Here is a 12867-nt window from a genome sequence, read left to right as displayed (position 1 = left end):
CAAGCTCTGGTTTTTCTTACTAGAAAAGCAAGGTACAATCTTGTAAAAGTAGCTGAAATTTGATATAGTAGTCCTATGTAAAAGACAAAGGAGAAGAAAATGAATCCAAATTATACATTTTTAATTATGCTTGTAGCGATGTTTGCCTTGATGTTCTTTATGCAACGCTCTCAAAAGAAACAAGCACAAAAACGTATGGAAAGCTTAAATAAACTACAAAAAGGCTATGAAGTGATTACAATCGGTGGACTTTACGGAACAGTCGATGAAGTAGATACTGAGAAGAGAACGATTGTTCTTGATGTAGATGGAGTTTACTTGACTTTTGAACTAGCTGCTATCAAGACCGTATTACCGCTGAAAGAAACAGCTTCACTAGAAGGCGCAATTGAAAAATAAGACGGGATTACTAACTCCCGTTTTTCTATAAAAGAAAGGAAATGGGATGAAAAAACTAGTCTTTGTCTGTTTGGGAAATATTTGTCGCAGCCCTATGGCTGAGTTTGTTATGAAATCAATGACAGATAATTATGAAATCCAAAGTCGAGCGACTTCTTCTTGGGAACATGGCAATCCGATTCATAAGGGAACTCAAGGGATTTTTCAACAGTATGAGATTCCTTACGACAAAACCAAAACATCGCTTCAGATTAGTAAGGAAGATTTTGAAGCCTTTGATTATATTATCGGAATGGATGCTTCAAATGTTTCTGACTTACGTCAGATGTGTCCAGTAGACTGTCAAGATAAGATTTACTCATTTGCATCTGAAAGTGTTCCAGATCCTTGGTATACAGGAGATTTTGAGGAAACCTATCAGCGTGTTCAAGAGGGGTGTCAAGCATGGTTAGAACGTTTAGAGAAGGAGAGTGAAGATGGAAAATCTTAAGAATTTTTACGAAAAGTATCGTGTCTATCTGACTCGTCAACGTTTAGAGCTTTTGGCAGTAGTTACGATTGTTTTTTGTGCTGTGCTCGTCTTTTTTCTAAATATTCCCGGAAAAGGTGTTCTAAAGCTTGATAATGGAACCATTGTTTACGATGGCAGTCTTGTACGTGGTAAAATGAATGGACAAGGTACCATTACCTTCCAAAATGGAGACCAGTATACTGGTGGTTTCAACAATGGAGCCTTCAACGGAAAAGGTACCTTTCAATCTAAAGAAGGCTGGACCTACGAAGGTGATTTTGTAAATGGTCAGGCTGAAGGAAAAGGGAAACTAACAACAGAACAAGAAGTTGTTTATGAAGGGACTTTTAAACAAGGCGTTTTTCAACAAAAATAAAGCCTCCTTATCAAAGGAGGTATTGTTAGCACCTAAAAGTAAGCGCTTACTAGAAAATCTATCTCTTTCCAAATCCCTCTTCCAAGTAAGTTTGTGAAATAAAAAATATTTGAAATGATTTTCACAAACTCTAAAGAAAAAACGTGATAAGTAAAGAAAATGAGAAAAAATTCACAAACAATAAAAAATTCTTTGTGAAATGTTTATGAAACTGTTTACAAAGTTGAAATAATGCGTTATAATAAACTTGTGAAAAAATTAACAAAGGATATCAATCCTTGAAAGCTATGGAGGAAAATATGGCTGATAAAAAAACTGTGACACCAGAAGAAAAGAAACTCGCTGCTGAAAAGCATGTCGATGGCTTGGTGCAAAAAGCTTTAGTTGCTCTTGAGGAAATGCGTAAACTCGACCAAGAACAGGTCGATTACATCGTAGCTAAAGCGTCAGTGGCAGCTTTGGATGCCCACGGAGAATTGGCTCTACATGCCTATGAAGAAACAGGACGTGGTGTATTTGAAGACAAAGCAACTAAGAACTTGTTTGCTTGTGAACACGTAGTAAACAACATGCGCCACACTAAAACAGTTGGTGTTATCGAAGAAGACGATGTAACAGGTTTGACTCTTATCGCTGAACCAGTTGGTGTTGTTTGTGGTATCACTCCAACAACAAACCCAACATCAACAGCAATCTTTAAGGCATTGATTTCATTGAAGACACGTAATCCAATCGTCTTTGCCTTCCACCCATCAGCTCAAGAATCATCAGCTCACGCAGCTCAAATCGTTCGTGATGCTGCGATTAAAGCAGGAGCTCCTGAAAACTGTGTACAGTGGATTACTGAACCATCTATGGAAGCAACTAGTGCCCTTATGAACCACGAAGGTGTTGCAACAATCCTTGCAACAGGTGGTAATGCTATGGTTAAAGCTGCATACTCATGTGGTAAACCAGCTCTTGGGGTAGGTGCCGGAAACGTTCCAGCTTATGTTGAAAAATCAGCTAACATCCGCCAAGCTGCACACGATATCGTCATGTCTAAATCATTTGACAATGGTATGGTCTGTGCATCTGAACAAGCGGTTATCATTGATAAAGAAATTTACGATGAATTTGTAGCAGAGTTCAAATCATATCATACTTACTTTGTAAACAAAAAAGAAAAAGCACTTCTTGAAGAGTTCTGCTTCGGCGTGAAAGCAAATAGCAAAAACTGTGCTGGTGCAAAATTGAACGCTGACATCGTTGGTAAACCAGCAACTTGGATTGCAGAACAAGCAGGATTTACAGTTCCAGAAGGAACAAACATTCTTGCTGCTGAATGTAAAGAAGTTGGTGAAAACGAGCCATTGACTCGTGAAAAATTGTCACCAGTTATCGCAGTTTTGAAATCTGAAAGCCGTGAAGACGGTATTACTAAGGCTCGTCAAATGGTTGAATTTAACGGTCTTGGACACTCAGCAGCCATCCACACAGCCGATGAAGAATTGACTAAAGAATTTGGTAAAGCTGTTAAAGCTATTCGTGTTATCTGTAACTCACCTTCTACTTTCGGTGGTATCGGGGACGTTTACAATGCCTTCTTGCCATCATTGACACTCGGATGTGGTTCTTACGGACGCAACTCAGTTGGGGATAACGTTAGTGCCATTAACCTCTTGAATATCAAAAAAGTCGGAAGACGGAGAAATAACATGCAATGGATGAAACTTCCTTCAAAAACATACTTTGAACGTGATTCAATTCAATACCTTCAAAAATGTCGTGACGTTGAACGTGTCATGATCGTTACTGACCATGCCATGGTAGAGCTTGGTTTCCTTGATCGTATCATCGAACAACTTGACCTTCGTCGCAATAAGGTTGTTTACCAAATCTTTGCTGATGTAGAACCAGATCCAGATATCACTACAGTTGAACGTGGTACTGAAATCATGCGTGCCTTCAAACCAGATACAATCATCGCTCTCGGTGGTGGATCTCCAATGGATGCTGCTAAAGTAATGTGGCTCTTCTATGAACAACCAGAAGTGGACTTCCGTGACCTTGTTCAAAAATTCATGGATATCCGTAAACGTGCCTTCAAGTTCCCATTGCTTGGTAAGAAGACTAAATTCATCGCGATTCCAACTACATCTGGTACAGGATCTGAAGTAACACCATTTGCTGTTATCTCTGATAAAGCAAACAACCGTAAATACCCAATCGCTGACTACTCATTGACACCAACTGTGGCAATCGTAGACCCTGCTTTGGTATTGACAGTTCCTGGATTTGTTGCTGCGGACACTGGTATGGACGTATTGACCCACGCGACTGAAGCTTACGTATCACAAATGGCTAGCGACTACACTGACGGTCTTGCGCTTCAAGCAATTAAACTTGTATTCGAAAACCTTGAAAGCTCAGTTAAGAACGCAGACTTCCACTCACGTGAGAAAATGCATAACGCTTCAACAATCGCTGGTATGGCCTTTGCCAATGCCTTCCTAGGTATTTCTCACTCAATGGCCCATAAGATTGGTGCGCAATTCCACACAATCCACGGTCGTACAAATGCTATCTTGCTTCCATACGTTATCCGTTACAACGGTACACGTCCAGCTAAGACAGCAACATGGCCTAAGTACAACTACTACCGTGCAGATGAAAAATACCAAGATATCGCACGCATGCTTGGACTTCCAGCTTCTACTCCAGAAGAAGGTGTGGAATCTTACGCAAAAGCTGTCTACGAACTTGGTGAGCGCGTAGGTATCCAAATGAACTTCAAAGCACAAGGAATCGATGAAAAAGAATGGAAAGAACATTCTCGTGAATTGGCCTTCCTTGCTTATGAAGACCAATGTTCACCTGCAAACCCACGTCTTCCAATGGTTGACCATATGCAAGAAATCATCGAAGATTCTTACTATGGCTACAAAGAAAGACCAGGACGCCGTAAATAATTGTTATCAGCCTAGAGGCAGGAATTTCCTGTCTCTTTTTTGTAATTCTATTTGAAAAATGGTATAATCATCGCATATATTTATTTGAAAATCAAATCTTTTATAATCGTGCGAGGGAGAAATGTAAGAGATGAAAGAGCTAGGGGAAAAGGTGAGGATTCTTAGAGAGGAGAAAGGACTTAGTCGCCCTGTTTTTTGTGGAGATGAGTCTGAATTATCAGTGCGTCAGTTGGTGAGAATCGAAAAAGGAGAATTTCGACCGACTATAAAAACACTAGAATATATTGCAGATAGGCTAGAAATTCCCTCCTATGTCTTGATGCCAGACTATAAGGAATTACCCAAGCGTTACCAAGAATTAAAATACTTTCTTTTACATCATCCTGACTATGGAGACAAGGAGTTGCAGGAGCAGAAGGAAGAATATTTCGATGAGATTTTTGAGAATTTTTATGATGATTTGCCACGTGATGAGAAAGTGCTAGTGGATTGCCTTCAAGCAATAGATGCAGTGAGAATGACTAGTAATTCCTTATATGGAAGCAGTGTGATTGAGGACGGTCTTCAAGACTTACTATCCAGAGATGTATATAAAGCCGAGGACTTGTTGAAATTGAGACTGTATTTCAACTGTCAGTTAATGGATGGTTTAAATGTGGGTGAGATAAAAGAATCTGAGCATGAAACCATTCTTTGTTTTCATGACAAACTAAGTTCTCAGGTTGATAAGATAGAGTTCGATTGTTTGAACTTGCTTAGAGATTCCTTGTTAGCTTCTTTAACTTGCTTAGAGATTCCTTGTTAGCTTCTTTAACTTGTATAGAGATTATGGGGTTGCTTCATTATTTTAAGAGGGCAGTCGAGACTTTAAATAAAATAGGGCAAAAAACACGAGATTTTCAAAAACAACCGATTGTCTTGATGGTGGAGTGGAAATATTATATTCAGAAGGATTATGAAACAGCCAAACAAAAGTATGAAGAAGCAAAAATGATGGCGAGGATGTTTGGCAATGAGCAGTTAATCGTTAGTTTAGATAATGAATGGAGCGAAGACTTAGAAAGGTATTGTTAAATGCTTTATAGGAGTGACATTTCTGTCATTGGGGAAATGTCGCTTTTTTGTTAAAATGAATTTTACTTGATATACATCCAGAAGCAAACTAGGGAATAGAGAGAAAGTTCTAAGTAGTAGGCTTAAAGGGTGGTAAATCTGCGCTGATGTAGCTTGAAGGATTTTCTATAATTATGATGTATGACGATAACAGTTTTAAATAAGGGGGAAAGAATGTTCATTTTATCCATTAAAAATATTTCAAAGTTTTACACTTTGGACGGTAAACATCAAGAGCAGGCTCTAAGAAATATTAACCTGCAGATTGCAAAAGGTAAAATTACAGCGATTTACGGGCCGTCAGGCTGTGGCAAAACTAGCTTGCTAAACATCATCAGTGGTCTAGATAGACAATATGAAGGAGTTTTAGAATTTAAAGGGGAATCTCTCCGTGACTTATCAGAGATTGAACTAACTCAATTTCGTAAAAACAAGATTGGATTTGTGTTTCAAAACTTCAACCTCATTCCTCATCAATCTGTCTTGGACAATGTCAAGCTACCTCTCTATGTCAAAGATTTATCTGACAGGGAGATGACAATGATTGCAAAGGAGCAATTAAGTAGCTTAGGAATGGAGCCTTTTATGGCTAAAAATGTTAAACAGCTTTCTGGCGGGCAAAAGCAACGCGTAGCAATCGCGCGTGCCTTGGTAAATCAGCCTGATATGATTGTAGCAGATGAGCCAACGGGGTCACTGGATTCTCAATCTCAAGAAATGGTATTGGAAGTATTTAAAAATTTAGCCCAGACAGGGAAAACAGTATTGATTGTAACCCATAATCCAGAGGTTGCTGCATATGCAGATGTGATTATCAAAATGAAGGATGGTGAAGTCGTTGAAGAAGTCAAAAAATAAAGGATTATCATTGAAAAACAAATTCAAACTTTCTTTAAATAACTTTCTGGAAAGAAAGTGGCGTAACTTATTGATTGCGCTAGCAACCTCAATCGGTTTTGTAGGAGTCTTAATTTCTTTCGGCTTGGGAAATGCATTGATTTCGATGATTGATGAAAATACGAATGGAGGTCAAATTCCTTCTCAAGTTCAGATTGCTTTAAACACAGAAAATGCTGGACGAGGCTTTTTGAACCAAGATGATAAGAACTATATCACGGATACAGTTGGAAAAGAAGCTATTAAATATTTGGAGAGTCCTTTTGGGATGACCATGTCAAATATTACTATAGATGGGCAAGAAATGGATCTGAGTCAAACGATGCCTTCTTATGCTCAAGTAGTGAGTCTCTATGAGGATACAAGTATTTCTGTTAGTAGTAATGAGGCGGACAAAGTATTAGCCGGTTCCCTCTATACTGATGCAAATGAACAGGGGTTGACGATTCCAAGCAGTTTACTAAAAAATTGGAATGAACAGACAGGAAACAATCTGACAGCTAGTGATGTTATTGGCAAATCAGTCTCAGCAAGTATTGTAGAAAATGCTGCCGAAGCTAGCAAGACTGCTCAATTTCAAACGAAGATTGTGCGTGTGATCAATGATGAAGATGACATGGAGGACAGTAACAGTTTCATGCCGTCTAGTCAAATGGAAACAATTTTGAAAGAAGCTGGATTTACAAAAGCTGTATCTTATTTTATATTGGAACTCAAAGATCCATCACAAACAAAAGCGATAACAGAAGAATTGCAGAAAAACAAGAAGTATACTGTTCTTTCTCAACAGAAGGTTCTTGATATTGTGATTACTTTTATTCGTGTCATTCAGGGATTGTTGATTGTGCTTTCATCACAAGCTATTGTGGTAGCAGCGGTCATGATTGGTATCATCATTTACATCAATATCATGCAACGCTCTAAGGAAATAGGTGTCATGAAGGCAGTTGGCTATCAAAATCGTGATGTCAAAGGGATTTTTATTTACGAGGCTATCTGGATTGTAGGAATCGCCTTGCTGCTGGCATTTTTGGTTGCACAAGGGGTGGGAAGTTTGGCGAATGTGGTTGTAAGTCACTTTTACCCATCCATCACTAAGGTTTTTGAATTAAATCTTCTATCTATTTTAGGAACTCTAGTTTTCGCTCTATTACTTGGTTATGTCTCAGCCTACTTCCCAGCGCGTAAAATTAGTAAAATGGATCCAGTAGAATCGCTACGATATGAATAGTAAGGGAGTTCTTGATTTATAGTCTTAAAAAGAAACTAACATAGAAAAACAATGCCCGTACTTGCAATTCAACTCAAATAGTTATATAATAGGTTTGTTGAAAGGTGATTTGTAGTGATTCAAGTTACTCTTTTCACAATAAAAATTTCATGATTTTCATAAGGAGGAAATCACTAATGGTAGTTAAAGTTGGTATTAACGGTTTCGGACGTATCGGTCGTCTTGCTTTCCGTCGTATCCAAAACGTAGAAGGTGTTGAAGTTACTCGTATCAACGACCTTACAGATCCAGTTATGCTTGCACACTTGTTGAAATACGACACAACTCAAGGTCGTTTCGACGGTACTGTTGAAGTTAAAGAAGGTGGATTTGAAGTTAACGGTAAATTCATCAAAGTTTCTGCTGAACGTGATCCAGAACAAATCGACTGGGCTAACGACGGTGTAGAAATCGTTCTTGAAGCTACTGGTTTCTTTGCTAAGAAAGCAGCTGCTGAAAAACACTTGCACGCTGGTGGAGCTAAAAAAGTTGTTATCACTGCTCCTGGTGGAAACGACGTTAAAACAGTTGTATTCAACACTAACCACGACGTTCTTGATGGTACTGAAACAGTTATCTCAGGTGCTTCATGTACTACAAACTGCTTGGCTCCTATGGCTAAAGCTCTTCAAGATAACTTTGGTGTTGTTGAAGGATTGATGACTACTATCCACGCTTACACTGGTGACCAAATGATCCTTGACGGACCACACCGTGGTGGTGACCTTCGCCGTGCTCGCGCTGGTGCTGTAAACATCGTTCCTAACTCAACTGGTGCTGCAAAAGCTATCGGTCTTGTAATCCCAGAATTGAACGGTAAATTGGACGGAGCTGCTCAACGTGTTCCTGTTCCAGCAGGTTCTGTAACTGAGTTGGTAGCAGTTCTTGAAAAGAACGTTACTGTTGACGAAGTGAACGCAGCTATGAAAGCAGCTTCAAACGAATCATACGGATACACTGAAGATCCAATCGTATCTTCAGATATCTTAGGTATGTCTTACGGTTCATTGTTTGACGCAACTCAAACTAAAGTTCTTGACGTTGACGGTAAACAATTGGTTAAAGTTGTATCATGGTACGACAACGAAATGTCATACACTGCACAACTTGTTCGTACTCTTGAATACTTCGCAAAAATCGCTAAATAATTCTTGAGTCGATAAAAAAGCAAGGCCTCTGGTCTTGCTTTTTAAATATTTAAAAATGGATGACGCTATCATCCATTCTTTTTTAACTCTTTTTCAAAAGTATCTGATAGGGTAGTGAAGCTTAATTTCTCTAGAGTAAGCGGATGGGTAAAGGACAGTCGAAAGGCGTGGAGCATAAGCCGACTTGTTTTTGATTTACTATTATAGAGAGGGTCGCCTAAAATAGGGAAGTTATGATGCGAAAGGTGCACACGAATCTGATGGGTTCGCCCGGTCTTTAGTTTGCAACGAACCAAGGAAGTTTTGTCTGGGAATTGCTTTAATTTGCTTACATGCGTTTCAGCATATTGCCCATTTTTTGTATCAACTATTCGTTTTCTGCGGTCATGGCGATCACGCCCAATTTTGTCTTTGAAAACAAGTTCTTTGCTGTTGATATGTCCGTCGACCTGTGCCCAATATTCCCTAGAAATCTCTTTTTTCTCCAGTAAGCGATTGAGAATAGGCAGGATAAAAGGATTTTTGGCAAAGAGAACCAAGCCACTGGTTTCCATGTCTAGACGATGAACAACATAGCAGGTTTGGCCAACATAGGCACTGACATGGTTAAGAAGGGCGATTTCGTTTGGCTGATTACCATGCGTTTTCATCCCCTCTGGTTTGTTGACAATAATCAAGTGTTGATCTTGATAAACCTCTTGAACGAGGTTAGGATTGCCCCAAGGGATTTCTTTTTCGGGATAATCTTCCTTGTCAAAAGTTAACTGGCAAATATCTCCAGGATTTACCGTCTCGTTCCAATGAACTTCTCGCTGATTAATCAAAATGTGTTTCTTGATTCTCAAAAAATGACGGATTTTTCTAGGGATGAGGAGTTGTTCCTCAAGTAATTGCTTTACCGTCATTTGAGGTAGAGAGTCTGGTAATGTAAATGTGAATTTCATACAGATATTGTAACAAAAAAAGACCTATTTTGATAGGAAATAGCTAAATTCTTGTCTTCCTATGATGAAGATGATAAAATAAACGCATGAAATTAGATAAATTATTCGAGAAATTTCTTTCTCTTTTTAAAAAAGAAACAAGTGAACTAGAGGACTCTGATTCTACTAGCTTACGTCGCTCTCGTAGTGATCGAAAAAAATTAGCCCAAGTAGGTCCAATTCGAAAATTCTGGCGTCGCTATCATCTAACAAAGATTGTCCTTATACTAGGTTTGAGTGCAAGCTTGCTAGTTGGAACCTATTTGTTTGCTGTAGCTAAGTCAACCAATGTTAACGATTTGCAAAACGCCTTGAAAACTCGGACTATCATTTTTGACCGTGAAGAAAAGGAGGCTGGTGCCTTATCTGGTCAAAAAGGAACTTATGTTGAATTGACTGATATAAGTAAAAATTTGCAGAATGCCGTTATTGCGACAGAAGACCGTTCTTTTTATAAAAATGACGGGATTAACTATGGTCGTTTCTTCTTGGCGATTGTCACTGCTGGTCGTTCAGGTGGTGGTTCTACTATTACTCAACAGCTGGCTAAAAATGCCTATCTGTCGCAGGATCAAACTGTTGAGAGAAAAGCAAAAGAATTTTTCCTTGCCTTAGAATTAACAAAAAAATATAGTAAGGATCAGATCTTAACCATGTACCTTAACAATGCCTATTTTGGAAATGGTGTGTGGGGTGTAGAAGATGCGAGTAAGAAATACTTTGGAGTTTCTGCATCAGAAGTGAGTCTGGATCAAGCTGCGACTCTGGCAGGGATGCTCAAAGGACCGGAACTGTATAACCCCTTGAAATCTGTAGAAGATTCTACTAATCGTCGTGATACTGTCTTGCAAAATATGCTTGCAGCGGGTTACATTGATAAAAACCAAGAAACCGAAGCTGCAGAAGTTGATATGACTTCGCAATTGCACGATAAGTATGAAGGAAAAATCTCAGATTACCGCTATCCTTCTTACTTTGATGCGGTGGTTAACGAAGCCATTTCCAAGTATAATCTAACAGAGGAAGAAATTGTTAATAATGGCTACCGCATTTATACAGAGCTGGACCAAAACTATCAAGCAAATATGCAGGTTGTCTATGAAAATACAGCGCTATTTCCTAGGGCAGAGGATGGAACATTTGCTCAATCAGGAAGTGTAGCTCTTGAACCGAAAACAGGTGGAGTTCGTGGAATTGTCGGTCAGGTTGCTGGCAATGATAAAACTGGATTCCGGAATTTCAACTATGCAACTCAATCAAAACGTAGCCCTGGTTCTACAATTAAGCCTTTAGTTGTTTATACGCCTGCAGTTGAAGCTGGCTGGGCTTTGAATAAGCAGTTGGATAACCATACCATGCAGTATGACAGCTATAAGGTTGATAACTATGCAGGGATCAAAACGAGTCGAGAAGTTCCTATGTATCAAGCCTTGGCAGAATCGCTTAATCTGCCTGCTGTTGCCACTGTTAATGATTTGGGCGTTGATAAGGCTTTTGAGGCGGGCGAAAAATTCGGACTAAACATGGAAAAGGTCGATCGTGTTCTTGGTGTCGCCTTGGGAAGCGGTGTTGAAACCAACCCTCTTCAAATGGCTCAAGCATATGCTGCCTTTGCAAATGAAGGTTTAATGCCGGAAGCTCATTTTATTAGTAGAATTGAAAATGCTAGTGGTCAGGTCATTGCGAGCTATAAAAATTCACAAAAACGGGTGATTGATAAATCTGTAGCTGACAAGATGACCAGTATGATGTTGGGAACATTTACAAACGGAACAGGTATTAGTTCATCACCTGCAGACTATGTCATGGCAGGAAAAACTGGTACAACTGAAGCAGTTTTTAATCCGGTATATACAAGTGACCAGTGGGTAATTGGTTATACTCCGGATGTGGTGATTAGTCACTGGCTTGGTTTCCCTACCACTGATGAAAGCCACTATCTAGCAGGATCTACTTCAAACGGTGCAGCCCATGTCTTTAGAAACATTGCAAATACAATTTTACCTTATACGCCAGGAAGTACCTTTACAGTTGAAAATGCTTATAAGCAAAATGGAATTGCACCAGCCAATACAAGTAATCAAGTACAGAGTAACGAAACCAATCAGACGGATGATACCATTTCTGATATTAGAAGTCGTGCACAAAATCTGGTAGATGAGGCGAGTCGTGCTATATCAGATGCTAAAATTAAGGAAAAAGCACAAACAATATGGGATTCGGTAGTCAATCTATTTCGTTAAGATGCTTGTCAAAGCCTAGCTTTCTTGTTATAATAGATAAGATGGAGGCGTTATGGCACTAAAAAAAGCAAGCCTAGCTTGTGCGGTTTGTGGTTCTAGAAACTATTCAATCAAGATCAGTGGAAACCCCAAGCCAACACGACTAGAAGTAAATAAATTTTGTAAACATTGTGGTAAGTATACTACACACAGAGAAACGAGATAGGAGAGAGCGATGCGTTTTATTGGAGATATTTTTAGACTTCTTAAAGACACAACATGGCCAACTCGCAAGGAAAGCTGGAGAGATTTTCGTTCTATCATGGAATACACTGCTTTCTTTGTTGTGATTATTTATATTTTTGACCAGTTGATTGTTTCAGGTTTGATTCGATTTATTAACATTTTTTAGAAGAACTGTGGAGTTATTCCCGCTAAAAGTCTTCTATTATGAAAGGAAGTATCATGGATAGTTTTGATAAAGGATGGTTTGTCTTACAAACTTATTCTGGTTATGAAAATAAGGTAAAAGAAAATCTATTACAACGTGCACAAACCTACAATATGTTGGATAATATTTTACGTGTTGAAATTCCAACACAAACAGTGCAAGTTGAAAAAAATGGAAAGAGAAAAGAAGTAGAAGAAAATCGCTTTCCAGGTTATGTTCTTGTAGAAATGGTCATGACAGATGAAGCTTGGTTTGTTGTTCGAAACACACCAAACGTTACAGGCTTCGTCGGATCTCACGGAAATAGATCAAAACCAACTCCATTATTGGAACAAGAAATCCGTGATATCTTGGTTTCTATGGGACAAACTGTACAAGAGTTTGATATTGATGTCGAAGTTGGTCAAACTGTACGTATTATTGATGGTGCTTTTGCAGATTATACTGGTAAGATTACAGAGATTGATAACAATAAAGTAAAAATGATTATCTCTATGTTTGGTAATGACACAGTTGCAGAAGTAAACTTAAATCAAATTGCGGAAT

General features: G+C 38.8%; 12 protein-coding genes and 1 pseudogene. 12 read left to right on the top strand and 1 reads right to left on the bottom strand.

What is annotated here, in order from left to right; all coding sequences use genetic code 11:
* Nucleotides 1–99 precede the first annotated feature (99 nt).
* The 8 genes and pseudogenes from yajC (at nucleotide 100) to gap (ending at nucleotide 8665) form a co-directional block, all read left to right on the top strand.
* Nucleotides 100–399 (top strand): preprotein translocase subunit YajC, encoded by a 300-nt coding sequence (gene yajC, locus NMM26_RS05630; RefSeq protein ID WP_004257425.1) that lies wholly within the window; start codon nucleotides 100–102, stop codon nucleotides 397–399.
* Nucleotides 400–445: 46 nt separating this feature from the next.
* Nucleotides 446–889, top strand: coding sequence for a low molecular weight protein-tyrosine-phosphatase (locus NMM26_RS05625; protein WP_023947928.1), 444 nt, complete (start codon nucleotides 446–448; stop codon nucleotides 887–889).
* Nucleotides 876–1286, top strand: coding sequence for an MORN repeat-containing protein (locus NMM26_RS05620; RefSeq protein ID WP_000429319.1), 411 nt, complete (start codon nucleotides 876–878; stop codon nucleotides 1284–1286). The genes NMM26_RS05625 and NMM26_RS05620 overlap by 14 nt, the downstream gene beginning before the upstream one ends.
* A gap of 299 nt (nucleotides 1287–1585) precedes the next feature.
* On the top strand, nucleotides 1586–4237 hold the full coding sequence (gene adhE, locus NMM26_RS05615; RefSeq protein WP_049486627.1) for a bifunctional acetaldehyde-CoA/alcohol dehydrogenase: 2652 nt from the start codon (nucleotides 1586–1588) through the stop codon (nucleotides 4235–4237).
* Between the two features lie 130 nt (nucleotides 4238–4367).
* A pseudogene (locus NMM26_RS09660) lies at nucleotides 4368–5311 on the top strand (XRE family transcriptional regulator).
* A 213-nt stretch (nucleotides 5312–5524) separates the two neighbouring features.
* Entirely contained in the window at nucleotides 5525–6208 is a 684-nt protein-coding gene (locus tag NMM26_RS05600) for an ABC transporter ATP-binding protein (RefSeq protein ID WP_004240858.1), read from the top strand.
* Nucleotides 6177–7478 carry an ABC transporter permease gene (locus NMM26_RS05595; protein WP_192855410.1) on the top strand — a complete coding sequence of 434 codons (1302 nt, stop codon included), beginning with the start codon at nucleotides 6177–6179 and terminating at the stop codon, nucleotides 7476–7478. Before NMM26_RS05600 ends, NMM26_RS05595 begins: the two co-directional genes overlap by 32 nt.
* A gap of 176 nt (nucleotides 7479–7654) precedes the next feature.
* Nucleotides 7655–8665, top strand: coding sequence for a type I glyceraldehyde-3-phosphate dehydrogenase (gene gap / locus NMM26_RS05590; RefSeq protein ID WP_000260662.1), 1011 nt, complete (start codon nucleotides 7655–7657; stop codon nucleotides 8663–8665).
* 68 nt (nucleotides 8666–8733) lie between these two features.
* Here gap and NMM26_RS05585 read toward each other — a convergent pair whose 3' ends face one another.
* The gene (locus NMM26_RS05585) at nucleotides 8734–9609 is read right to left on the bottom strand and encodes an RluA family pseudouridine synthase (RefSeq protein ID WP_084928145.1); all 876 of its coding nucleotides are present in this window, start codon (nucleotides 9607–9609) and stop codon (nucleotides 8734–8736) included.
* Between the two features lie 86 nt (nucleotides 9610–9695).
* Here NMM26_RS05585 and pbp2a point away from each other — a divergent pair, with 86 nt between their 5' ends.
* From pbp2a to nusG, 4 genes are all read left to right on the top strand, one after another.
* On the top strand, nucleotides 9696–11891 hold the full coding sequence (pbp2a, locus tag NMM26_RS05580) for a penicillin-binding protein PBP2A (RefSeq protein ID WP_254753949.1): 2196 nt from the start codon (nucleotides 9696–9698) through the stop codon (nucleotides 11889–11891).
* Between the two features lie 52 nt (nucleotides 11892–11943).
* Entirely contained in the window at nucleotides 11944–12096 is a 153-nt protein-coding gene (rpmG, locus tag NMM26_RS05575) for a 50S ribosomal protein L33 (protein WP_001809375.1), read from the top strand.
* A gap of 9 nt (nucleotides 12097–12105) precedes the next feature.
* Nucleotides 12106–12282, top strand: coding sequence for a preprotein translocase subunit SecE (secE, locus tag NMM26_RS05570; protein ID WP_001210991.1), 177 nt, complete (start codon nucleotides 12106–12108; stop codon nucleotides 12280–12282).
* A 53-nt stretch (nucleotides 12283–12335) separates the two neighbouring features.
* Nucleotides 12336–12867 (top strand): transcription termination/antitermination protein NusG (gene nusG, locus NMM26_RS05565; RefSeq protein ID WP_079252953.1); only part of this gene is annotated, 532 nt, incomplete at its 3' end.

This window comes from Streptococcus sp. CF7_Ac1-8 (genome assembly GCF_024295435.1).
Lineage (GTDB): Bacteria > Bacillota > Bacilli > Lactobacillales > Streptococcaceae > Streptococcus > Streptococcus mitis_AP.
Note: the sequence above shows the minus strand (reverse complement) of the source record. Positions and strands in the feature narration are given on the sequence as shown.